The organism is Nocardia sp. GP40 (assembly GCF_050434125.1).
Classification (GTDB): Bacteria; Actinomycetota; Actinomycetes; order Mycobacteriales; family Mycobacteriaceae; genus Nocardia; species Nocardia albiluteola.
In genome coordinates, this window is sequence record NZ_JBNPVW010000008.1 from 176927 (window position 1) to 199019 (window position 22093).

Below are 22093 nucleotides of genomic sequence, written 5' to 3' on the forward strand. Positions count from 1 at the left end.
GAAGGAGTACGACATGTGTCTAGCGGTCCCGGGAAAGGTACTCAGCCTGCACGAGCGCGACGGCACGATGATGTCCGTCGTCGACTTCGGCGGTCTGCACAAGGACGTGTGCGTGCAGTACATCCCCGACATTGCGCCAGGCGATTACGTCATCGTCCATGTCGGCTTCGCGCTCCAGCGCCTCGACGAGCAGTCCGCCCTGCGCACCCTCGCCGAGTTCGAACATCTGGGCGTCCTGAACGAGGAGTTCGGCGACGGCTTCGCGCGCGCCGCGGCACAGGCGGGCCTGGACGATCCCCGCGCCACCCAACCACCCGAGAATCCGGAGGTCCGATCGTGAAGTATCTCGACGAATTCAGCAATCCGGAGCTGGCCGCGGGCCTGCTCGATCGGATCCGCAAGGTCACCACCAAGCGCTGGTCCATCATGGAAGTCTGTGGTGGACAGACGCATTCGATCATCAGGCACGGCATCGATCAGCTGCTTCCCGATCAGATCGAGATGATCCACGGCCCCGGCTGCCCGGTGTGCGTCACGCCGCTCGAGGTGATCGACAAGGCGCTCGAGATCGCGGCGCGACCGAACGTCACCTTCTGCTCGTTCGGCGACATGCTCCGGGTCCCCGGCAGCTCGAAGGACCTGTTCCGGGTCAAGAGCGAGGGCGGGGACGTCCGGGTGGTTTACTCGCCCCTGGACGCGCTCGAGATCGCCCGCACCGAACCCGACCGCGAGGTGGTGTTCTTCGGCATCGGCTTCGAAACCACCGCACCAGCCAACGCCATGACCGTGTACCAGGCCAAACGCCTTGGCATACGCAACTTCTCGCTGCTGGTCTCGCACGTGCTCGTGCCGCCGGCGATCGCCGCGATCATGGAGTCGCCGACCTGCCGGGTGCAGGGCTTCCTCGCGGCGGGGCACGTGTGCACCGTCATGGGCACCCAGGAATATCCCCCGCTCGCCGAGAAGTACCGGGTTCCGGTGGTGGTCACCGGATTCGAGCCGCTGGACATTCTCGAGGGCATCCGCCGGACGGTGATCCAGCTGGAATCGGGCAGGCACGAGATGGAGAACGCCTACCCGCGTGTCGTTGCGCCCGAGGGCAATCCGGCGGCAAAGGCGATGCTGGCCGACGTCTTCGAGGTGACCGACCGCGCCTGGCGCGGCATCGGCGTCATCCCGGGCAGCGGCTGGAAGCTCTCGCCGCGCTATCGCGAATACGACGCCGAGGACCGTTTCGCGGTCGGGGATCTGCATACCGCCGAATCCACGATCTGCCGCTCGGGCGAGGTGCTGCAGGGGTTGATCAAGCCCAACGAGTGCGCCGCCTTCGGCAAGCAGTGCACCCCGCGAAATCCGCTGGGCGCCACTATGGTGTCCTCCGAGGGCGCGTGCGCCGCCTACTACCTGTACCGGCGCCTGGATCTCCCGGCGGAGGTGGCTCATGCCTGAAACCGAAACTCCCGCCATCGACATGGAGAACTGGGTCTGCCCCATGCCGCTGCGGGATTCGCCGAACATCGTCATGGGGCACGGCGGCGGCGGAGCGATGTCCGGCGAGCTCATCGAGCACCTGTTCCTGCCCGCATTCGGCCCGGCCGCCCAGGCGGAAATGGGTGATTCGGCCGTGGTCCCGATCGGCGACACCCGGCTGGCGTTCAGCACGGACTCGTTCGTCGTCAAACCGATGAACTTCCCCGGCGGCTCCATCGGCGATCTAGCGGTCAACGGCACCGTCAACGACCTGGCGATGTCCGGCGCCCGTCCGCTGGTGCTCTCGACCGCGTTCATCCTCGAGGAGGGCACGCCGCTGTCCGAGATCGCCCGCGTCGCCACCGCCATGGGCACGGCCGCCCTGACCGCGGGCGTCACCCTGGTCACCGGCGATACCAAGGTCGTCGACGCCGGGCACGGTGACGGCGTCTACGTGAACACCACGGGCATCGGGGTGCTGGACGAGAGCGTGGACATTCGTCCCCAGCGCGCGTGCCCCGGCGACGCGGTGCTGGTCAGCGGCGAGATCGGACTGCACGGCGTCGCGGTGCTGAGCCGGCGCGAGGGCATCGAATTCGAGACCACGGTGTGCAGCGACACCGCGGCCCTGCACGGGCTGGTTGCCGCGATGCTGGCCACCGGCGCGGATATCCATGTGCTGCGCGACCCCACGCGCGGCGGCGTCGCGGCGAGCCTCAATGAGATCGCCCGGGCGGCGGGCACCGGGGTGAGGCTGGACGAGACCAGGATTCCGATCCCGCCGGGCGTCCGCGACGCCTGCGGGCTGCTGGGCCTGGATCCGCTCTACGTCGCGAACGAGGGCAAGCTGATCGCCTTCGTCCCGGCCCGGGACGCCGACCGCGTGCTCGCCGCCATGCGCGATCATCCGCTGGGCGCGCGCGCCGAACGGATCGGCACGTGCGTGGCCGAGCATCCGGGCATGGTCGTGGCCCGGACCGCGCTGGGCGGCACTCGCGTGGTGGACCTGCCGATCGGCGAGCAGCTACCGCGAATCTGCTGACTCACCACAAGAATTAGAGATAAGGAGGTCGTCCATCGCACCGCCCGCCGCATCGTCCCCGGCTCGCACACGCGAGGCCGGTATCTGGATGTTCGCCCGATATGCCTACGCCCCCAACGCGCTCGGCTACTGCGGACCGCCCGGCACGCTCGCCCTGCGCGCCGGCTCCCCCGAGGAGATCCGCGCCGCGGCACGACAATTCACCGGCGTGTGGCCCTACCTGCGGGTGATGGGAAGGCTGTGTGGCATTTCCGATCCGCTGGACGGCAGGCTCGTCGAATCGTACTGGCACGGAGGAGGAGTCGGCGCGGCGCTGGATCGCGCGACGTTCCTGCGCGAGCTGCTGGCCGTGATCGGCCCTGTCGCAGGACACTATTGGACGCACCTGACCGCGGAACTGACCGAGGAGGCTGCGCCCGATCACGGGTTCCACGTCTTCGGGGTGTACCCGTGGACCAGGCTCCTGGGCCGCGGCGCGGACGAGACCGCCGTACACGTGCTCGACAGCTGCCGCATCTCTCCTGCGCTGGTCGTCGCCCGCGACGGCCCCGAACTCACCGTCCGCATCCGCCCACTGCACTGGGACGGCCACCGCCTGACGCTGTCCACCCCCGAGATCCGCCATCTTCCGGCGGCCGACGACGACTACGACGCCATACCGGACGCCACCCCCGGTGACATCATCGCCCTGCACTGGAACCACCCGTGCGGCCGCCTCACCCCCGACCAGCTCCACAATCTCGCGACCAGCACCGACCGCCAACTGGCGATGACCAACCGCCGACTGGAGGGACCGTTGCCCGCCGGCGATCCGCACGGTTAGGTACCCGGCGCGACCGAGAGAGCTGAGCATCATCGCGCGAACGACAGGTACTTCACGGTCGGAAACGTGGTGTACCCCAGGCGACGCAGGACCCAGCGGGTCATTGGCAATTGACGACCTCGCGGCGGAATGCCGCCCACGGTGTCCATGATCCTGTTGATGACATGGAAGGCCGCGCTGATTCGAATGGCCTGCTCGAGCGCCGAATCGGTCACTCCGGCCCGCCGGACCCGATCGACATCATCGGGCTCGACATCATCCGGTGCTTCCGCCAGCTTCTCCAGGAAGTCCAGTACCGCAACGACTTCGGGGCGCTGGCCCGAATCGGCGGGCCGCTCGAGCGCGCGAATCACCAGTTCTCGTGGTTGATAGCTCTCGGCGACCACCTGATGGCAGGTCCGGCAGAATTCGCACTGATTGCGGGCGGAGGTGAAGGTGGCGAACAACTCTCGCTCGCCGATCGTCCACTCCGAGGGCCCGCGCATGAGATCCTGCAGCAGGTCGCTGAACGGCGTGCCGAAGTATCGATGCCGGTAGAACATGACCTTGATGACATCGGGCACCTCCATCCGGCCGAGGGCGCGCATGGTGCGCAGCGTCCAGCGACCCGCCAGATCGTGGCCCCGCTCGAGGGCTTCGATCCTCATCGGCGCCCCTGCATCGCGCGCAGCGCGGCCCGCAACCGCCGGTCGGCGGCGCCGGCCGCCGCGACCACCGTCGCCTCGAAGATCTCGTCGTCCGAGCGCCCCGCCGCGCGCAAGCCCGCGACCTGGTCGTCGGTGACTCGGTAGGCATGGCGAGCCACGGTATCGACGAACGGGCCGAGGTCTTCGGGAACGGTCGCCTCGTGGCCTGCCGCGGTGCCGAATATCGACTTCCTCGTCTCGGCCGGCAGCGCCGCGGAGGCCGATTGCACGTGTTCGATGAACCTGTTCCATCGCTGCGTTGGTGATCTCACGAAACCATCATGCGACACCGAGACGCTCGACGAACCCCATACTTGCGCTGCACGATTCGTTCCGTGCCTCGCGATCGGCCGAGCGCGGTCGCCGACGATCCAGGATGGTCCGCGGGATACGGCTCAGCGATGGATGTCCGCGTCGCCCGCCTTCCATTGCGGCCACGGCACATTCCAGTCCCCCAGCCCGTCGACACCCGAAAGCGTCCCTCCCACAGTATTTTTCACGATCGCGATATCCCCGCGCTTGGCGTTCTCGTACACCCATCGCGCATCCGCGGGACTCAGGTTCAAACACCCGTGGCTGGTGTCGACCGAGCCCTGCGCCCAGACCGACCACGGCGCGGAGTGCATGAAGATCCCGCTGTAGGACATGCGAGTGGCCCAGTCGACCCGGGAGCGGTATCCGCCGGGGCTGGTGGCGGCGACGCCGTAGGTCGAGGAGTCCATGATCATGTGGTCGAAGCGGTCGCTGAGGATGTAGATGCCGTTGTCGGTGGGTGCGGAGTTCTTGCCCATCGACGTCGCCATGGAGCGCACCACCTGGCCGTTCTGTTCGACGGTCACCATCTTGGTGTTGTCGTCGGCGGTGAAGACCTGGGCGTCACCGACGGTGAACCCGGAATGGATCTCGCTGTCGCCGATCAGTCCGCCGCCCAGGTCGCGCCCGTAGGTGTTCACATCGACGGTGACCCGGGTGCCCGGTGCCCAGAAATGCTCGGGGCGCCACCGCACCTCGCGCGGATTCACCCAGTAGAAGGCGCCCTCCACCGGCGGCACCGTGGTCACCTTGATCGCGTTCTGGACCGCGCGCCGGTTCGGGATGTTCTCGTCGAACTGCACGGCCACCGGCTGACCGATACCCACCACCTCGTTCTCCCCCGGTAGCAGCCACGGGTGGGTGCGGTTGTCCGGTTGCACGGTGGTGAACGTCATGTCGGCCGAGGCCGGGCCGCCGATGCCCAGCGCAGCCGCCCGCAGGTGGTAGGTGCGGCCGAAGCCCAGCGATTCGGTGATCTGCCAGGAGCGGCCGTCCGGTGCGATGCGCCCCGACACCGGGATGCCGTCGGGGTTGATCAGGGACACCTCGGTGAATCGGCCGTTCTCGACTCGCACCTGCAGCGGATCGGCCACAGGCACTCCGACCGCCCTGTCGGCGAACGGCGCGACCACCCTGGGGGTGAGCATCTGGAAGATCGATGGCGAATCGGGCATCCCCCCGACCGGTTGCGCCGGCGCTCCGCACCCCGCCACCAACGCCCCCGCGGTCAGCACGGCCAGTGCCGCACCCCACTGCCGAACTGTGCGCATATGCAACCCCGTTCCGCACTCGGGCGCCTCCGGGGCAGCCCCGGATGCGCTCTCACCACCACACCCGCAGGGATCCGGCCGAGACTACGCGGCGCTAATTGTGCCAGCTGGAACCTCCGAGTCCCAGCAAACACGACGAAAAGCCGACCGACCGGCCCGGTTTCAGCTGTGCATCGAGCCCATGAACAGGTACTGCATGCCCAGGCTGGTGAGCGTGACCACGCCCCACAGCACCGCCCCGAGCACCAGCGGCCGCGCGCCCGCGGTACGCAGCCCCCGCACGTCCGTGGACAGGCCGATCGCCGACAGCGCGATCGTGATCAACCACATCGATGCCCCGACCATGCCGTGCCGCACCCCCGCGCCGAGCAGGCCGGCGGAGTTCAGCGCCGCCGCGGCCAGGAACGCCACGAGAAACCAGGGCACCAGGCGAATGATCCGCGTCCGTCGCGCCGGTGCGTCCGCACCCGAGCGCGAACGCCGCCGCGCGACCCAGGCGGCCAGCCCCAGGCAGATCGGAATGATGAACAGCGTCCGGGTGAGCTTGACCACCACCGCATAGTTCGCCGCGACCCCGCCGTAGGTGCTCGCGGCCGCGACCACCGACGACATGTCGTTGACGGCCGTGCCCGCGAGCAGCCCGAAGGCATGCTGCCCCAGTCCGAGCAGGTGCCCCAGCGCCGGAAAGCTCAGTACCGCAGCGATATTGAACAGGAATATCGTCGACACCGCATAGGCCACGTCGGCCCCGACCGCACCGATCACCGGGGTCACCGCGGCAATCGCGGAGGCGCCGCAGATGCCGGTGCCGACGCCGACGAGCGTGCGAAGATCACCCACCACGCCGAGCCAGCGTCCCACGAAGTACGCGGCCACCAGGCAGGCAGCCAGGGTACCGACCATCACGGGCAGTGAGGCGAAACCGGTGTGGACCACCTGCGCCAGCGAGAGCTGGGTGCCCAGCGTCACCACCGCGAGCTGCAGCACCATTTTCGACGCCAGCTCGATTCCCGGCTGCAGCATCCGGCCCGGCGCGCGGATCGCCGCCACCGCCGCGCCGATCACCACGCCGGTCACCGGTGCTCCCACGACCGGAATCAGGCGGCCGATCACCATCGCGACGACCGCGATCAGCACCGCCAGGGCGAATCCCGGCACCCGCCGCGCGAGCAGGGCCGTGCGCCCCCGCCGGGTCGTCTCCTCCGAAGTAACCTGCACGGCATCCGCGATCCGACTCATGCCATCCAGCCTGTTATCCACGGCCGACCGCCGGTAGAGAGCGATTTCCACTGGATCCATAACCCCCGGTTATAGGTAGCATCGAGGGCCGGAGGTGGTTGATGATTGCGTTACCCAGGCTGGATCTCGATCTCGAGGCGCTGCGCGTGCTGGTTCTCATAGCCGACCTCGGCAGCATTTCCGCCGCCGCTCGGGCCGAGCGGATCAGCCAGCCCGCCGCCAGCAAGCGCATCAAGGTACTGGAATCGCGCCTGCGCCTGGAGTTGCTCGACCGGCGCAGCCACGGCGCGGTGCTCACCGCGCACGGGCGCATGGTGACCGAGTGGAGCCGCCGGGTGGTCGAGGCCGCCGATGCACTGCTGACCGGGGCGTCGACGCTGAGCGAACAGGCCACGAGCAAGATCCGTATCGGCGCCAGTCAGACCGTCGCGGAATACCTCGTGCCGCGCTGGCTCGCCGAATTCCGGCAGCGCACACCGGGCACGCCGGTCCACTTTCTGGTGGGCAGCTCGGCCATGGTCATCGACGCGGTCCGCGGCCGCGAGATCGACCTCGGATTCGTCGAGACTCCCCAGGTGCCGACCGACCTGTCCAGTCAGCCGGTCGCCCACGACCGCCTGGTTCTCGTCGTCGGCCCGGCACACCGCCTGGCACGCCGCCGAATCCCTCTCCCCGCAGGCGAATTGGCGCAACTGCCGCTGGTCACCCGCCAGCAGGGCTCCGGTACCCGGGAGACGCTCGAGCTCGCCGTCGGCGCACCGATGGCCGATCCCGCACTGGAACTGGAAACCAACGCCGCGGTCAAGATCGCCGCCGCCGCAGGCGAACTCGGCGCCGTCCTGAGCGAACTGGTGGTGAGTCAGGAACTACGCGACGGCCGACTGGTCGAGGTCCCGCTCGCGGATATCGACCTCACCCGCCGCTGGCACGCCATCTGGCGCGGCGACACCCAATGGCGAGGTGCCCTGGCCGATTTCCGCACCCTCGTAGCCGACTGGTCCGGCTCCCCTCAACCCCCCACCCCACCCTCCTGACCAGGCGATTTCACTTTCCAACCGCGCGCCTGTTATGGTTTTCCCCGCACCGCAACGGAGCCGACGGGCCCCGGAACGGAATACTGCATAAGCGCCATTAGCTCAATTGGCAGAGCAGCTGACTCTTAATCAGCGGGTTCGGGGTTCGAGTCCCTGATGGCGCACAGCAAACCCCCTCTTACCGGGGTTTTTCCGTTTCTGGCCTGCGGGAATATGCTCAGCTTGGTTCCTACCAGTTACCCGCGAGCTTCCAGCAGATTTCCGCGATTTCCCAGATTTTTCACAAGCATAAACCGATGCAGATCCGCTGCCGTCCGCGCTCGCGTCAGCCCCCGATCGGGGCTGCCCCGCAAACTCCGGGCCGAGTGTGGACAACGCGTCGGCGTTCTCGCGCGACACGATCCGCGGTGGTGTCTGGGCGTAGTACTTGACGTTCTTCTCGGTCGTGTGCCCGAGTTGCTCGGCGGTGGCTTTGGGGCCGAGTGTGTTCATGACCGTGCCGGCGCCGGTCTTGCGCGTGGTGCCGAGGGTGACCCACGCGAACTCGGTACCGCGGGCACTGTTCCAGGCGCGGCGCACATTGTTCGGATACCGCACCGTCCCCTTCGCCGAGGGGAATACCAGGTTCAACGGGTTCGGTGTCCGGCGGGCGAGGTGGTCCTTGTAGAGACGTCGGAAGATCGGCAGCGCCCACAGCGGGATCGGCATGCACCGGATCCCGTCCTCCCCGGTTTTCGTGTGCGGCTGGCGGGTGATCGATTGGCCACGCAATGGCTTGGCGATACCCGTGATCCACGCGTACGGGGCAGGGGCACCGTTCTCGTCCGCCGCGTCCAGGTCGATCCCGCCCGGGATGCCGTCGTGGCGATTGGGTTCTTCCCACACCAGGCCGAGGATTTCCCCGGGACGGATCGTCAGGGCTAGGCCCACTTCGAAGATGTCGGGAATCGTCTGGTCCCGATCACATACACGCCCGGCAGGTGTGCCGGGGATCGCCTCGCCTGCCGCCCACTGTGCGAGCTGTGCGCGCAGGCCGGGAAGCTCGGTCTCGGTGAGGCCGCGGGGGTTGGGGTCCTTGTCGCGGATCTCTTCGATGGCCTCGGCAGGATTGGTATCGAGTATCCCCCATTGCTTGGGGATCTCCATGATTTCGATCAACAGCTGCCGGTGCCGTTGCGCCTTCGCGTTGTACCCCAGCTCCAGGATCGAGTCCACGTGCGCGATGAGTTTGGGCGCGGTGGCCTCACGGATCGTCAGCTCGGCCAGATCCTCGATCTTGATGACATTCTTGGCCGCCCGACGATCCGTCGAACGGAACACCTCGGAGAAGTAGATATCCAACGACACTGATTCCGGTGCCGCGGATTCTTCTTCACCTGCCGTCTGTGCCACTCATCGATGACCACACGCAGTTTCGTGTTGCTGGTGTGGTCGTTGACCGTGGCATGACGCGTGGCTTTACGTTCCTCTCCGTTCTGGTAGTACTTATCGCGCGCGGCGGCTTTTGTCGATCCTGTGCCCTGCAAGGGACCGGTCTTACCGTTCAACCGAAGGTAGCCCTTGGCGATAACACTTTTACCGTTAGGGCTTCTGTGATAGGTCGGTTTGCTCGGCACGCCATCAAGGTTGGGCGGTCGCCCACGTTTAGCCAACGTGCTCACCTTTCTTCTGTGTCACGTCACCGCACGCAGAGGGATATCGTCAATTGCATCGCGTAGGTATTCGTCGGCCACGGATTCGTGCCGATTCTCGACATTTTTGATGTGATAGCGAAAGAGGCCGACAATAGCCAAAGAGTGGTTCGACCCTTTTCCAGCACTCGCCCGGTTCGCAAGGGTCTTGGGCTTCAAACCCAGTCGCTCGGGCCGATTCGGATCGGTCAGTCACGGCGAGGGCGCAGCGGGAGATGAATTGTCGTCGGGCATGAACATCCTCGGGGCATATCCCGTGGATGTGGGTTTCACGTCCGGGCTGGGTTGGGCGCCGAGCATATTCGGGAGGGCTTGCCGTGCCATTACGGGCTCGGAATCGACTGCCCGTCTGTAGATTTCCGCGCCGCAGATGGTGGGGCCACCGCCAGTGGTGTATGTAGTCATGCAGAAATTGGCGGGTAGAGCCGAATATTATCGGCATGGATTCCATGCCGCCCCGGCGAACGAAGTCATTGCCTACGCCAGTTCGCGCCGGGAGCGGCAGCTCGACAGGGTTTCGGCGGTGCGTGGAGCGTGAGCGATCGGCTGGTGTGCGCCGAGCCGGTCTCTGGCGTTACACCGGCAGTTGCACCTGCGGGACAGACGGCGGGGGTTCCCGGCCCGGGCGCCGAGTGACGCGAAAGATCTTGTCGACGGCGCTGGCGCTACATCCGTACTCGTCCGCGATGCGCTTGTTCGACCAACTCGGGTGTTGCTCGGCTGTCTGGATTATCTGTTCTCGGTCGACTCTCCGGCGCCTGCCCGCGCCCACGTCACGGGTGCGGGCCGTATCGCCAGTGCGACTGGTGTGTGGTGTCGACGCGTCCGCTGCATCCCGGCCCGGCGCCCGACGCGTACCGCGGGTCTGTTCCGCGTCGGATCCCGCAGTTGCCGGATGAGAACGCGAATTGATCGAGCAGAGTCGGGGCTGAGGACGCACAGTGCCAGCGATGCGACGCGGACGGAAAGAACTGCGCTGGTCACCGCCGCGTACGCCTCGCGGCTGCGAGTTGAGTGTCGAACTGTCGGACGCGTTCGCGGCGGGCAGGTCAGCCCGCGTACGCGTACTGCTGGGACGGTCGTGGCACCGGGCGTGTACGTCCGCGTCTGGGTTGTGTGCGCCGCCGGTGGTTCGGGCGGTTGTCCGTGTGAGGTCGTCGTCCGGCAATTCGGCGGCCTGGATCCGGATCGCCTGTCCGTAACCGATGCTGGCGGCGTGATGGATCATCAGTGCGACCCCGATCATCACCGGGGGCACGGCATGCACGCCGACCCCTGCCATGGTCGGCCCGTCATGCCAATACGGGTAGGTGTTGAGCTCGACGGTGAGCGCAAGCAGCGCCGACTCCGCAGCAGCGACCATGCGGCGGTCAACGGTGATCCCGTACTCGCCGACCTTGTTTGTGCCGACCATGATCACCACCAGGCAGGTGGAGATCATCAACTCCACCAAGTAGCTGAACCAGTACAAAGGATTACCGGCTCCGCCGGGTGCGATGTTGTGCTGAACATCGGTCCCGCTCCAGGTCATTGCCGCGGCGACGACGCCGCTGAGCGTGAATAGCGACCACATCCGGTGCCGGTACAGCGATGCGAGCCGGGCGTGAGCCGAGGTCATGCGCCGCTGCACCGCCAGGGCCCTGCGGGCGGTGAGCCGGTCGGCGGTGTCGGCCTTATCGATCGCGCGTTGCGTGCGCAGGGCGCGGTCCTCGTCGTCGGATTCGGATCGCACGCGTTTCCATCGCCGGTGCCGTTCGTTCTTGCGGATGCGTTCGGCCAGTTCACGCTCGTCATTCACCTCCTGCTCGGACCAGGCCGCTGTGATCGCAGGGTCATTCTGGTGAGCGAGTCGTCGCTGTGCCCATTCCCGCAGTCCGGCGATGCTTCCATCTCCGTCGTCGGCGAACTCGGGGGTGCCCCTGGAACCATTCTTGGTCGAACTGATCATTGGGTGGCCCTTCGGTACCGGACTGGACGTCCGTGACATGGATCGAACGTGGCCGGCGCACAGCGCCGTCCGGCGCGCAGGCGCGGGCACGCTGAGCTGAATAGATCAGCGAGTAGATGCAGCAACACCTTCGAGCCGACGTATTGCAGTGCCACACCTGGCCGGACCGGCCTGATACCCGAGAAATCGGGCGAGCGTGCTGGCCGGAATTCCCTCGTAGATTGCATGGCTGGTGCCGGCCGCTGCACAGCGACCACATCGACGGGACGCCGATGGCTTGCCTGCCGAGTTCATCCCCGGCGACGATCGAGCCAACATAACGCGTTGATCGCTGCGCGAAGACCTCGCCCATACAGCCACGAAAGACGCGAAACTGAACCGTCAGCGCTTTCTCTGATTCGACTATGGCGATGCCATCCACACTCAATTAATAGACGAACGGCCCCACTGGCAGTGGGCCCACTAAGGGTGGCCGCGAAAAGCCTAGACAGGCAATGCTCCGTGGAATTCAATTACTTATACAACCTGCCAGCCCCAGCAGCATCCAGTACCCCCGTCCAACGTCACGACGCATCTTGGATAGCCAAGTCGACGTTCGCGACGTCGATAACCATCAACAGGCTCATTAAATCGCCTAATCACCTGCGATCTCGTCGCTGCCCTTTGACGCCAAGCAGCCACACATACAAGACAGAAAAGAGCTCCACATGGCCGAACAACCACCTCTCCGAGAAGGCGTTCCGAGCACACCCCGCTATCGCCGCAGCCCCAACGGCAGAAGCTTCATCGCGTGTGGACAGATACGGCGGAATGGGAGAACCGAGCCCCTACAGGGTATAGGACGAACCAAGGACGAGGCATTCGACGCCTACATCGAGAACGGCGAACTCCGAAAAACCCAGCGACGTCGCGCACAGGTCAACAACTACACATCCGATTCACAACTCCAGGTCGTCATCGACGAGTGGTACAGACTCCAGACCGAGGAGAATCCCCACGGCCGGGATCAGGCCACACTCGACCGCTACTTCAGCGAGGTCTTTCACTCCGACGATCTCCGCGTACCCGACAAGGTCATCAAGATCGAGGACCTGGCCGAGTTGACAATCCATCAGACAACCACACCGCGGCTGAGCGAGCACATCCGTGTCATTCTCGAACAGGGACACAAGACCAAGGCCAAACTGCACCGCCAACTACTCATCGAGATCCTCGACGTACCCTTCAAATTGGGCATCCTCGCCACGAACCCCGCGGAGGCTATCCCCGGAATCGACGACACCCCAGCGAGCCCACACGGACTCGACATCCATCAACTCGATCGACTGCGCGATCAGCTCGGGCGATGGGCGGCAGGTGAAGCGATCCCCGGAACCCCCGCCGGCCGCGACTGCGACCGGGACCAAACGATTCTCGACATCTTCGAGGTCGGTCTCGCGCTGACCATCCGCCCCGGCGAGATCCTCGGACTGGTCTGGGAAGAGCCCGATCGCCACGACGGCATACCCGGCGGCATCGACCTCGACGCCACCGAAAACGACGGCACCCCTGCCCCCTACGCGTGGATCACCGGGATCGCCAAACCCCGCAAAGGCAAAACCATCACCCGCCAACCGCACACGAAAGCCGGCCTGAACGGCGCCCGGCGCATGCCGATCCCCCTCTGGGCCCTACCCACCTTCCGGCGCCTCCGCGAGGCCTACCTCAACGCCGACACACCAAATCCGCTGAATCTGGTATTCCCGTCCCGCGCCGGCACAGTCCGATACCCACACAACGTGTACAGGACCTGGCGTCAGGCCCGCGGAAGCGAATTCTCGTGGGTCACCCTGGGCACCACCCGCACGACCGGCGCCATCCTGATCCTGAACAAGCTCGGTCGCAAAGCCGCTGCGGCACAACTCGGACTGGCCCACGAGAAGGACACCAACCGTTACGCCAGCCCACCCACAGGCAGTCCCCGCGGGTCCGGATCGTGAAATCGGCAGCAGCTCAGCACGTTCGCGCGACCAGCGTGAGCGTCCGATGGGGGCCGTTCCAGCCGTTCAGTTCGGCCGGCGGGCTTGGGCAGCCGCTGCACATAGTTCCGTCCGGACCGGGCAATGACTCCGGCTGTGATACATCTGGGGATCGCTGCCCCAGTCGGTGAGATTCATGCGACGTGTCCCAATCGTTATCTTCTATAGATCCCGACCGGTACGGATGTGTTGTGCTGTCCCATTGCTGGGATAAGCGTCATCGGCATGCGCCTGGATACCGATGCGGAAGCTATTGTCCACAAACGTGTTTGAAGCGACTCTGTCGGCTCGCATCGCTGCCGACACGTAGCTGTTGGACCGTGTCGGCAGTCGCGCCGCCGCGGCGAGTGGGCATCAGGGGTGATTTCGTAGGAAAGTTCGTCGCTGAGGCCCTCGGACTGGAATGTTCCAGTCCGAGTATGGTTGCCTGACACGAGCAGGAGGGAGGCCGCCGGTGGGGGCCATGGATGTCGGGTTGTCGACGGCGAACGGTCTGTATCAGCAGGCGGCTGCAGGGACGTTCACGATGGAGGCGGGGGTGGCGAAGGAGTGCGCCGATGCCTATAAGCGTTTGGTTGACAACACCATCGATCCGCAGATAGTTCGCGCTCGGAACCTTTATTCGCTTCAGGGATTTAGTACATTCACCTCCTCGAAAGAGCTTAAAGCGGGGTTCGAGGGTAAAGCGCGCGATTTGGTGAACGCCCTGGAGAGCGCCAAGGAGGCGGCCCTGCAGATGGCCGCGGCGCACCTTCTGGCGGGTAAGTTGATCCAGGAGGCAGATGAGATGCATCGGCAGTCGATCAAGGTTACGACGGAGGAGATCGGGAAGTGAAGTTATCCGCGTGGGCTTGGATAGGACTGACCGCATGTGCGACGACAGTGGCGTGTTCGTCGAATGATGCCACAACCTCGAAAAATGCAACAGAGAACCCGAGCAGCGCCTCGTCGTCGGCGGTCGTTACGAGCACAGTATCGGCGCGACCGACCTTGACTGACCCGAAGCTGCAACCACCCTCGCAAAAAGATAATAAATATGCCGCGGGGCTCCCGGTGGTCGTCTTCGATCCGTGTACATGGATTAGTGATCAGACGATCGAAAAGGCAGGGTTCGATCCAGCGTCACGTCAGCGAATACAGGATATGGTCGCGGAGCAGACCTTCTTGACCTGCGAGTTCACCTCGAAGACTAAAGATTTGAGAATAAACTCGGCCAATGTGCCGTGGGATCAGGATCTGCAGAAGAACGCTGCCTGGGGTCCGCCGATTACCGTGAGCGGTCGCCAGGCCATCTGGAATAGGGACACTACACTGCACGGCACGTGTGAGATCGACCTCAGAACGAAAGCCGGATTCGTTCAGATTGCTACCGATCTCAACCAGAATGCCACCCAGGCTTCGCCGTGCGACGGCTTGCTGGATATCGCGACAGCGATCGAGCCGGAAATCGGAAAAGATAACTGATCATGACAAATCCGAATAACGGCGTCCCAGATCCGCTGGAAAGTTTAATTCTCGGCCAGAACTCGAAGGTTGCGGCCCAGATCAATGATGCGAATGTCGCCAGAGCCGGTTCTCTCGACATGCAAAGTAACTTGTCATACAAGGACACCGACAAGTCCTATATAACAAACCTCGAAAATTGGGGCGGCGTATCGCATCAGGAAATATATTCCAAAGTTCAGGAGCTACTGCCGGGAATGTTGCATTCTCATGCGGATGCATGGGATTCGATCGGCCAAGAACTGAGCGGCGGAACTTTCGGGGCGAATCTGGGGGTTCAGAACGCGATAGCCAGCGGAATGAAAGGTAATACCGCCAACGCCGCGTCCGACGCCGCGCATAAATTCTTTCAGCAGGTCGCCGACATTCAGGAAGTTATTGCGGGTGTGGCGGGTCGGCTGCGGTCGGCGGCTGACGGGTCGGAGGCAGTCAAGCTATCGGTCCCACCCCCGGCCGATTCATCGGCCACGCCGGGAACGTCCCAGCTCCCCGCGTTCTATCAGTCGCTCGGTGTGACTTCCCCTGCTGCCGCGATGACGGCGGGCCGTTCGGAAGACGAGCTGCATCGCGTCGCGATCGCGGCGATGCAAGCCAACTACGATACGACGTACAAGCCGGCTGGTGATGGTGTGGCGACCTTCGTGCATGTCGATGCCCCGAACAGCAGCGGTCCGGCCACGGCACCTAGCCCAGGTGGTATTTCGCCGGGGTCCAGCAGTCCCGGCACACAGAACACCACACCGAATTCTCAGCAGCCCGATAATTCGCAACAGACGAAACCGTCGAGTGCTGATCCATCGTCGCAATTTCCAGGGACGGGAAGCCATCTGCCCGGTACTGGTTCGCAGAATACGCTCCCGTCGAGCGTGAGTCCGTCGGCGACGAATACGGCCGGATTCGGTGGCGGCGGTGGCGGGTTGGGGTCGGGCGGCGGCGGCCTGGGCGGGGCCGGTGGTGGCGTCTGGGGCGGTGGTGGCATGGGTCGTAGTGTCGCTGGGGGTGGCATCGGGAATGCTGGTCAGGCAGCGGCGGCTGCTGCTGGTGCCGGCCGGACCGGTGTGGCTGGTATGAATGGCATGCCCGGTATGGGCGGTGCGGGTGCGAAGAAAAAAGAGGATGACGAGCGGGAACATAAATCGGCAGATTATTTGATTATGAATCGCGAAGAAGAGCTCGTTGGCCACATAGACCCGATGGCACCTGGTGCTATTGGTGCGAATATCCCTGCGGCGCAGACGCGTCGGGTCGAGAACGAGGGCAATAGTCGGTGAAGTGGGAGTTCACTCCCGACGAGTTCATGCATATCTGGAATGAGACCGGCCTGGACCGGTATCCGTTTCCGTTGCGGTTGATTTCGTCGGTGCAATGGCAGAACGAGTACGCCAAGATGGCCGAGGAGCTGCGGGCCCGATTGCCGCGCGATGGCGATGTGGATCTGTCCGCAGCGTTGCGGGTCGCTGCTAGTCCGGAGGTGTCGGCGGCGCTGATCGGTAAGCGGCGGAATCGGATGCGCGTTTACGGCGCGATCGACACGAATGTCGGTGTGACTCTGTTTCAGCGGCCCGGGCCGACCGATGAGTTCGGGGGGAACGTGGTGGTCGAGATCGGTTCGCCGACACTGATTCCCAATGTGTTCGCGGTGGTCGTGGGGTCCGTTCCGGCCGGACGTGGTCCGAAGCTGGTGGAGTCGATCGATCGGATCGAGGTCAGCCTCGAATCATGGACCGGCACAAAGGTAACCACGGCCGAGCGGATGCGGAACCTGCTCACCACACGTCGTGTCGGCTGGGGGCATATCGAGGTCCAGGCCGCGTTGCGTGACCGTCGTCCGCTGCCTGCTCAGTACATGAGTTGGATCGACGTGGATGGTGACGGCTGCTACGGATATCGCGAGCAGTACAACGACTTTCACGTAGAGCCGCTATCGCGAGAGACGGTGGCTCGTGAGGTCGCTCGGATGGCTAACGAGTGGCGTGAGTAACGGACCTGTTGGATGAGTGGCTGTAACTTGCTGTCACGCACAGGATTAGTTGCGCTGGACTGGTGGCGGGGCCGGAGAGTGTTTGACATGATCGGCGGGTGGGCCGCTGCTCGGGGTGGGTCGTGTTCTGTGGTTGCCATCGAGAGATAAGGAGGGGAGCGATGCTGTTCGTCCCGGAGGCCGTGCATGGCATGGCGCAGAAGCTCGAGCCGCATGCGGAGGTGACGAAGGCGCATGCGACTCGGATCGCGAACGCTGGGTTCGAGGCTTCGCATGCTGGTCGGGACTATCAGGAGCACGGTAAGAAGATCGTCGACGGTGTGGACGGTGTTGTCGCGATGTTGCATTCGTGGTCCGAGGCGTCGAGCGCGACTGCCGGAGCGTTTCGGACCGCGGTGACAACCCACACGGGCACCGATCAGGATCGCGCGGCTGGAATGGCCAGGGCTACAGGTAGTTTGGGGTAGCGGTGACGAATCCACAGCAGGCCGCGAGCGCGTACGAGCAGACGTATTCGAATGGAGCGTCGAAGGCGAAATCCGATCTGACGCGGTGGCTACGTGACGACGATAGCAACTATTTCAATAATGCGAAGATCTGGAATGGTGATATCCAGTTCACGGGTCAGAGTGCCGATGATCTGCTCAATGAGGCAGTTCCCGGGTTGGACTGGTTCGAGCGGGCGTTGGTGCGGTATCGCCGGGTCTGGGATCTGTTGAGGCTGCCTGGTTTCGATCAAATCGAGATTCCGGCCAACACCGCGGTCGGTTACGCAGGCGATAGTGTGTCGACGTTGGAAGACCCCCGGGGTGAGAAGGGGGAGATGCGTCGGTTGGAGGGGCAGTATTTCGACCAGCAGCGGGGTATGGACGTCGATAGTCTGCGGAAGCTGGCGCAGCAGTTGCAGACCGCGGCGACCGGCGGCGGTGGGGATGCTGCGCTGTCGCAGGTGGCGCAGGAGGTCGCTGGTGTGGCGAACGCGGTGCCGGAGGTGTGGCAGGGGCAGTCGGGGGATGCCGCGCAGGATCATATGGCCGGGTTCCACTCGCATGCGGACCAGCAGAGTCAGTTCGTGAAGGCGTTGGCGTCGGCGTTGCAAGGGTTGCCCGATGTGCTGCTGAGCATCGTGAAAGATAAAGCGACATTTATCGGGCAGTTCGCCAGTGAGCAGATGCCAGTCGCTGGGCATGCGATGAAATTGGGTGGTGGGCTGGATGATCCGGTGAGTCAAATCATCGGAGTTGCGGCGGGCAACGAGGGCAATACCAACAAGTCCACCATTATGCAGGAGCAATTCCATACCCAGGTCACCGATAGTGACGGTGACCAGTCACACGTTGTAGAGGATATCTGCAAGCAGTGGCTGCAAGAGCATTTCGGTCCGGCGGTGCGCGAGGCGGTTATCGCGTTCGTGAATCAGTGTGTGCTGGCCGATTATTACATCAAGCAGGCGTACAAGCCGGTGACGGATCTGCTCGGTAATCAGGATCCCGCGGAGTTCCCGAAGCTACAGCAGAACGGCCCGAAGGCGAACGGTAACCAGCAGGGACCGGGTTCGGCGAACACATCGACGGCTGGTGTGCAGACGAGTTCGTCAGCGACACAACAGAATCCGGCCGCGACGAACCCGACGTCGGTGAATCCGGCCTCGTCGCAAAGCAATTCGCTATCGAGCCTGTTGAGTCAGGCGCAGCAGACCATGCAGACAGTCGAGTCGGGTGTGGGTCAGCTGTCGAGCACATTGCAGTCGGGTGCGAGCCAGGCGGCGAGTGCGTTGCAGACGAGCCTGAGTAGCCTGACGGGCAATTCGGCCAACGCCGCGTCGGCAATATCGAGCGCCACGGGATCGAAGCAGCTGGCGAGCTTCAGCTTGGGTGGTGAAAATCTGTCGGTGTCACAGTCTTCGGATGGGACGGTGACCACGACGGTGACCGGTCCGGACGGTAAGGCGCAGAAGTTTTCGATGGGGATCAAGAACGGTGTGCCGTTCTTCACCCCGGGCGGGGATCCGTCAGCAAGCGGGTCGAAGGATTCCTCGCACGAGTCGACCACATCGGCGCAGTCCCGTAGTGGTGGCGGGGCGTCGTTGACGAGTTCGGCGTCGTCTGCCTCGATCTCGACGTCGGACAGCTCGTCGTCACCGCATGCGGGTTCGTCGCTGGGGACGACCGGCTCGCCCACGACCACCACAACGACAACAACCACGACTTCGGCCAGCACTTCGACAGCTGGCACCGCCTCGACCGGCACGTCCACGACGGGTTCGTCGCTCGGCAGCATGCCACATATGGGCGGCGGGAGTGGCGGCGGAAAGGCGGATGCGGAGCACAAGTCCAGCGGCATAGTGCAGCCGCGGGCGATGTGGACCAAGGAACCAGGCTCCAATCGCAAGCCGGTAATCGAGTCCGCCGCGGCCGCTCCTGCCGGTGGCAGGTTCGGCATCGACGCAGCCGACGAGCAGTACGTCCCGAACGCCGACTTCGACCCGGCCACTCTCTACGAGCCGACTCCCACGCAGAGCCCACCCCAGGCGCACGAGTCGGCATCGGGGCACCAATTGAACCTGCCTTCTCCGGAGCCGGCGGTTCCTGCGGCAGCTGCCGCACCGGCGCCCTCGCCCCGCACCGACGGTGTGAAGATCGAGATCGATATGGGGGATGGTAAATGAACAACTATGCAGCGCATATGGATCGGCTGCTGACCGACTATCGGGAAGCGTCCCGCACGAGTCAGCGGCAGTTCTTCATCACCGACGCGCGCACGACGCGCGATGGTTCCGCGGCGTTCGCCGAGTTGCGGCAGAAGCTGATCGAGCAGGACCGCAAGCGGCAGGCCGAGACCGCGCAGGAACTGGCCGCTCGCCGGGAGCGTGAGGAGCGTGACCGGCTGGCGCGGGAGGAGGCCGAGCGGACCCGCCTGGCGGCCGAGCGCGCCAACCCGGCCAGCTACGGCCGCCACGCGTATGCGCAGCCATCCGATTGGACCGATCAAGACGACGCCCTGGAAGATGGCGCACCAATGTCATGGCTGGAGTGAGGCGGTCGATGAGTTGCGGGATCAGTCACGAAAGTCAGCGGTCGAGGGCGATGTGTGGGTGTCCGACGATCTTCAACCAACAGCAGCGGGGTGACAGTGACTGACGTGCACATTTCTGACGTTCCGTTCTCCAGGAGTAGCCCACTGCCGTATACGCCCGATGAGGCGGACTTTGCCTGGGCCCGAGATCATCCAGGACAGTGGAAGTACTTTGCCGACGGCGCCGCGGACCGGTCTGCTGTGAAGGTGTCCGATGTGGTGGCGGCCCTGCGGGCTGACGACAATGGCGGGTTCCGTCAAGTCTGGTGGAACCCCGAGTACACGCTGCCAAAGTCGGAGACCGCTGGACTGACGAATGATTTCGAAGTCGCCGCAATGAAGTTGGTCAAGGCAAATTGCACACTGGGCCAGTTCGTGCAGGCTTTCGCTGACAGCGATGTCATCGTGCTGTTGCCCGAGGACGACCCCGCAGGCGAGCGTTGGCCGCTGCGTGCGAGCGGAGACGAGTGGTGGCTGGACGTCTACACGTCGCCGGGCCGATTGCCCGACGGGTTGGATTCGCGGCGGCAGCGGACAGTATCGGGACGGCACATTCTTGAACAGGTGTGTCCGCTACCCGCGGTCCGCGTCTCCTTCAAGTCCGGCACCTCGCCGGAGCCGGAGTTTTCGGGCACCGACTTGGCTGCAACCTGGCACCAGCTGAGTGAGACCGAACGGGACGATCCTGCATCAGATTTGGATGACAAGACACACCTGCAGTACCTGCATCAGGTGATGGGATCGTCGTGGGATCACACGGCCAGTACAGAGTCGCCTGAGCAGGAGCCTGAGCCTGAGCTCCACACCGGGGACCTAAGTCGGCTGGCGGCACGGGAAGTGTTGCACATCTCGGACAAAACCCGAACGAGGGTGAAGATCCTGCCGGAGGCGGGTGAGCGGGACTTCGCGTGGGCGCGGGCGAATCCGGGGGAATGGAAGTACTATGCCGATCCACGGGTCGACGACGCATCATTGCAGCGGCGAAATTTGATCGGCGGCCGACGGGCCGGCGAGGATGGCGCATTCGCGGAAACTTGGCTGAACCCCGATTTCGTTCCCACCGAGGACTACTCGGGCTGGCAGTTCGCGAACGGGTTCGAAGTCGTGGTGTGGCGTGTGAGCTTCGGGTTCAACACCGTCGGTGACTTCATCGATGCGTTCAGCCGCAGTGAGTTCATCCTGCTGCGGTCCGCCGACGATCCAGGCGGAGAACAGGACTGGCCGCTGGCATGGAATCCGCGGGGCGATCTCACCCTGACGGTCTACTCCTCTGCGGGCAAGTTGCCTCCGGATACGAATCCGTGGCTACGGAGGCTGGTTTCGGGACGTGACATCCTCGAGCAGGTATGCCCGCTCGAGGGTGCATGGATTCAGATCAATGTTGACGCCTTTCCGTACCAGGAGTTCAGCGGCGCGAATCTGCTGCGCTGGTGGCGCGAATGGCAAGCGGCGCAAAGCTTGCAGGCAACGGCGGACCGAGTCGAGGAGTAGAGACTTGGAGCAGTGGGAACGTGACGAGATCCGTTCGCGGAACGATGATCTGCGTCGGATGCTGGGGCAGGTCGAGAGCGCGTTCGACAGCGAACTGGCCCAGATGGGAGAGGTGCAGAGCAAGCTGGCGAAGATGACCGTGCGTGCGACATCTCCGAATAATCTTGCGCGGGTGACGGTCACGGCGACTGGGATGGTCACCGACGTCACGATTGCTGAGGACGCCTACCGTCGCAGTACGCCACAGAAGCTGTCGCAGGACATCAATGCCGCGATCAAGGGCGCGATGGAAGCGGCGGCCACAGCTCGTGAGCAGGTTGTTGCTCCGATGAAGTCGATCGTGGATGGACTGCCCGATTTCGGGGACGTGGTGCCCGGTGCACCGAACTCCAAGGACCTGCGGGCGTGGATGCCCGAGCAGCAGGAGCCCCAGCCGCCGCGACCGGGCTGAATCGCTCCGGAATGGCGGTGTCGGCGTGCGGTAGGACGGCGAATCCGACAGAGCCGCA

21 protein-coding genes and 1 tRNA gene are annotated in these 22093 nt (G+C 64.5%); 16 read left to right on the top strand and 6 right to left on the bottom strand.

The window, feature by feature from the left end; translation table 11 throughout:
* Window positions 1-13: 13 nt before the first annotated feature.
* The 4 genes from ABH933_RS24745 to ABH933_RS24760 are packed head-to-tail and all read left to right on the top strand — an operon-like array spanning window position 14 to window position 3335.
* Window positions 14-340: a HypC/HybG/HupF family hydrogenase formation chaperone gene (locus tag ABH933_RS24745; RefSeq protein WP_429421110.1), complete on the top strand. Its 327-nt coding sequence runs from the start codon at window positions 14-16 to the stop codon at window positions 338-340.
* On the top strand, window positions 337-1449 hold the full coding sequence (hypD, locus tag ABH933_RS24750; RefSeq protein ID WP_429421109.1) for a hydrogenase formation protein HypD: 1113 nt from the start codon (window positions 337-339) through the stop codon (window positions 1447-1449). The genes ABH933_RS24745 and hypD overlap by 4 nt, the downstream gene beginning before the upstream one ends.
* Window positions 1442-2512: a hydrogenase expression/formation protein HypE gene (gene hypE, locus ABH933_RS24755; RefSeq protein WP_429421107.1), complete on the top strand. Its 1071-nt coding sequence runs from the start codon at window positions 1442-1444 to the stop codon at window positions 2510-2512. Before hypD ends, hypE begins: the two co-directional genes overlap by 8 nt.
* A gap of 34 nt (window positions 2513-2546) precedes the next feature.
* Window positions 2547-3335: a DUF6390 family protein gene (locus ABH933_RS24760; protein ID WP_429421390.1), complete on the top strand. Its 789-nt coding sequence runs from the start codon at window positions 2547-2549 to the stop codon at window positions 3333-3335.
* Window positions 3336-3364: 29 nt separating this feature from the next.
* Here ABH933_RS24760 and ABH933_RS24765 read toward each other — a convergent pair whose 3' ends face one another.
* The 4 genes from ABH933_RS24765 to ABH933_RS24780 form a co-directional block, all read right to left on the bottom strand.
* Window positions 3365-3982, bottom strand: a complete 618-nt coding sequence (locus tag ABH933_RS24765) for a carboxymuconolactone decarboxylase family protein (RefSeq protein WP_429421105.1) — start codon at window positions 3980-3982, stop codon at window positions 3365-3367.
* On the bottom strand, window positions 3979-4293 hold the full coding sequence (locus ABH933_RS24770; RefSeq protein ID WP_429421103.1) for a hypothetical protein: 315 nt from the start codon (window positions 4291-4293) through the stop codon (window positions 3979-3981). The genes ABH933_RS24765 and ABH933_RS24770 overlap by 4 nt, the downstream gene beginning before the upstream one ends.
* Window positions 4294-4416: 123 nt before the next feature.
* Window positions 4417-5604, bottom strand: a complete 1188-nt coding sequence (locus ABH933_RS24775) for a L,D-transpeptidase (RefSeq protein WP_429421101.1) — start codon at window positions 5602-5604, stop codon at window positions 4417-4419.
* 162 nt (window positions 5605-5766) lie between these two features.
* Complete coding sequence (locus ABH933_RS24780; protein WP_429421099.1) at window positions 5767-6843, bottom strand: YeiH family protein; 1077 nt, start codon at window positions 6841-6843, stop codon at window positions 5767-5769.
* 101 nt (window positions 6844-6944) lie between these two features.
* On the opposite strand from ABH933_RS24780, the gene ABH933_RS24785 reads away from it, so the two are divergent.
* Both ABH933_RS24785 and ABH933_RS24790 read left to right on the top strand, forming a co-directional pair.
* The gene (locus ABH933_RS24785) at window positions 6945-7877 is read left to right on the top strand and encodes a LysR substrate-binding domain-containing protein (RefSeq protein WP_429421098.1); all 933 of its coding nucleotides are present in this window, start codon (window positions 6945-6947) and stop codon (window positions 7875-7877) included.
* A 91-nt stretch (window positions 7878-7968) separates the two neighbouring features.
* Window positions 7969-8041 (top strand) — tRNA-Lys (locus ABH933_RS24790).
* Here ABH933_RS24790 and ABH933_RS24795 read toward each other — a convergent pair.
* Together ABH933_RS24795 and ABH933_RS24800 are read right to left on the bottom strand one after the other, a co-directional pair.
* Window positions 8007-9224 (bottom strand): hypothetical protein, encoded by a 1218-nt coding sequence (locus tag ABH933_RS24795; RefSeq protein WP_429455095.1) that lies wholly within the window; start codon window positions 9222-9224, stop codon window positions 8007-8009. The genes ABH933_RS24790 and ABH933_RS24795 overlap by 35 nt on opposite strands.
* 918 nt (window positions 9225-10142) lie before the next feature.
* Window positions 10143-11516, bottom strand: coding sequence for a hypothetical protein (locus ABH933_RS24800; RefSeq protein ID WP_429421094.1), 1374 nt, complete (start codon window positions 11514-11516; stop codon window positions 10143-10145).
* 707 nt (window positions 11517-12223) lie between these two features.
* Here ABH933_RS24800 and ABH933_RS24805 point away from each other — a divergent pair.
* The 10 genes from ABH933_RS24805 (at window position 12224) to ABH933_RS24850 (ending at window position 22035) form a co-directional block, all read left to right on the top strand.
* Window positions 12224-13495, top strand: coding sequence for a hypothetical protein (locus tag ABH933_RS24805; protein WP_429421093.1), 1272 nt, complete (start codon window positions 12224-12226; stop codon window positions 13493-13495).
* 493 nt (window positions 13496-13988) lie between these two features.
* Window positions 13989-14369, top strand: a complete 381-nt coding sequence (locus ABH933_RS24810) for a hypothetical protein (protein WP_429421091.1) — start codon at window positions 13989-13991, stop codon at window positions 14367-14369.
* A 47-nt stretch (window positions 14370-14416) separates the two neighbouring features.
* On the top strand, window positions 14417-14998 hold the full coding sequence (locus ABH933_RS24815) for a DUF3558 domain-containing protein (RefSeq protein WP_429455103.1): 582 nt from the start codon (window positions 14417-14419) through the stop codon (window positions 14996-14998).
* Between the two features lie 2 nt (window positions 14999-15000).
* Window positions 15001-16308: a hypothetical protein gene (locus ABH933_RS24820; RefSeq protein ID WP_429421087.1), complete on the top strand. Its 1308-nt coding sequence runs from the start codon at window positions 15001-15003 to the stop codon at window positions 16306-16308.
* Entirely contained in the window at window positions 16305-17018 is a 714-nt protein-coding gene (locus tag ABH933_RS24825) for an ESX secretion-associated protein EspG (RefSeq protein ID WP_429421085.1), read from the top strand. Before ABH933_RS24820 ends, ABH933_RS24825 begins: the two co-directional genes overlap by 4 nt.
* A gap of 161 nt (window positions 17019-17179) precedes the next feature.
* Window positions 17180-17485, top strand: coding sequence for a hypothetical protein (locus ABH933_RS24830; RefSeq protein WP_429421083.1), 306 nt, complete (start codon window positions 17180-17182; stop codon window positions 17483-17485).
* Window positions 17486-17487: 2 nt separating this feature from the next.
* Window positions 17488-19686 (top strand): hypothetical protein, encoded by a 2199-nt coding sequence (locus tag ABH933_RS24835; RefSeq protein ID WP_429455096.1) that lies wholly within the window; start codon window positions 17488-17490, stop codon window positions 19684-19686.
* Complete coding sequence (locus ABH933_RS24840) at window positions 19683-20054, top strand: hypothetical protein (RefSeq protein ID WP_429421079.1); 372 nt, start codon at window positions 19683-19685, stop codon at window positions 20052-20054. The genes ABH933_RS24835 and ABH933_RS24840 overlap by 4 nt, the downstream gene beginning before the upstream one ends.
* 105 nt (window positions 20055-20159) lie before the next feature.
* Window positions 20160-21584, top strand: a complete 1425-nt coding sequence (locus ABH933_RS24845) for a hypothetical protein (RefSeq protein WP_429421078.1) — start codon at window positions 20160-20162, stop codon at window positions 21582-21584.
* Window positions 21585-21588: 4 nt separating this feature from the next.
* Window positions 21589-22035, top strand: coding sequence for a YbaB/EbfC family nucleoid-associated protein (locus ABH933_RS24850; protein WP_429421077.1), 447 nt, complete (start codon window positions 21589-21591; stop codon window positions 22033-22035).
* Window positions 22036-22093 lie beyond the last annotated feature (58 nt).

What these genes read in the sequence shown, in the direction of transcription:
- ABH933_RS24840 (WP_429421079.1), top strand. Translation starts at nt 19,683, where the DNA reads ATGAACAACTATGCAGCGCATATGGATCGGCTGCTGACCGACTATCGG.
- ABH933_RS24745 (WP_429421110.1), top strand. Translation starts at nt 14, where the DNA reads ATGTGTCTAGCGGTCCCGGGAAAGGTACTCAGCCTGCACGAGCGCGAC.
- ABH933_RS24830 (WP_429421083.1), top strand. Translation starts at nt 17,180, where the DNA reads ATGCTGTTCGTCCCGGAGGCCGTGCATGGCATGGCGCAGAAGCTCGAG.
- hypE (WP_429421107.1), top strand. Translation starts at nt 1,442, where the DNA reads ATGCCTGAAACCGAAACTCCCGCCATCGACATGGAGAACTGGGTCTGC.
- ABH933_RS24800 (WP_429421094.1), bottom strand. Translation starts at nt 11,516, where the DNA reads ATGATCAGTTCGACCAAGAATGGTTCCAGGGGCACCCCCGAGTTCGCC.
- ABH933_RS24775 (WP_429421101.1), bottom strand. Translation starts at nt 5,604, where the DNA reads ATGCGCACAGTTCGGCAGTGGGGTGCGGCACTGGCCGTGCTGACCGCG.
- ABH933_RS24820 (WP_429421087.1), top strand. Translation starts at nt 15,001, where the DNA reads ATGACAAATCCGAATAACGGCGTCCCAGATCCGCTGGAAAGTTTAATT.
- ABH933_RS24805 (WP_429421093.1), top strand. Translation starts at nt 12,224, where the DNA reads ATGGCCGAACAACCACCTCTCCGAGAAGGCGTTCCGAGCACACCCCGC.
- ABH933_RS24765 (WP_429421105.1), bottom strand. Translation starts at nt 3,982, where the DNA reads ATGAGGATCGAAGCCCTCGAGCGGGGCCACGATCTGGCGGGTCGCTGG.
- ABH933_RS24780 (WP_429421099.1), bottom strand. Translation starts at nt 6,843, where the DNA reads ATGAGTCGGATCGCGGATGCCGTGCAGGTTACTTCGGAGGAGACGACC.
- ABH933_RS24785 (WP_429421098.1), top strand. Translation starts at nt 6,945, where the DNA reads ATGATTGCGTTACCCAGGCTGGATCTCGATCTCGAGGCGCTGCGCGTG.